Raw genomic sequence first — 470 nt, forward strand, 5'->3', positions numbered from 1 at the left:
CTCCCAGTTCAACCAGCATGTTCTTCTTCATCTTCTTGATCTATAGAAAAGCTTAGTACGTGTAGCCCTTGACAAACATTCCCTCCTTGGCTTCGTCAGACTCACCCTCACCGGTGTACTTTCCAAGCTGGGCGAGCGAGTTCGATTTGGCTCGTTGAATCAGAGCATCCTGTGCTGCCTTCACATTCTCTGGCCGGCCACCCCATGTCTTCAAGCAGGTGTTCTGCAGAGCTCTGGCATATGAGAAGGACACATGCCATGGGTTTGGTGCTTGGTTCATGGCGTTCAAGTTCAATGTAGCCTCTACCTCAGATTGCCCACCTGATAAAAACATAATTCCAGGAACAGCTGGAGGGATTCTTCTTTGGAGAAGAGACAGAGTGTACTTTGCAACTGTCTCAGGGCTTGCTCTGTCTTTGCTTTCAGCTCCAGGAGTAACCATGCTTGGTTTCAGAAGAATTCCTTCAAAC

General features: G+C 48.5%; 1 protein-coding gene. It reads right to left on the reverse strand.

Annotation, left to right across the window (positions count from 1 at the left end):
* Positions 1–52: 52 nt before the first annotated feature.
* Positions 53–470, reverse strand: a 418-nt coding sequence (locus DX908_RS16955; protein ID WP_147303840.1) for a class I fructose-bisphosphate aldolase, incomplete at its 5' end; no start/stop codon positions are given.

Source organism: Parvularcula marina (assembly GCF_003399445.1).
GTDB lineage: Bacteria > Pseudomonadota > Alphaproteobacteria > Caulobacterales > Parvularculaceae > Parvularcula > Parvularcula marina.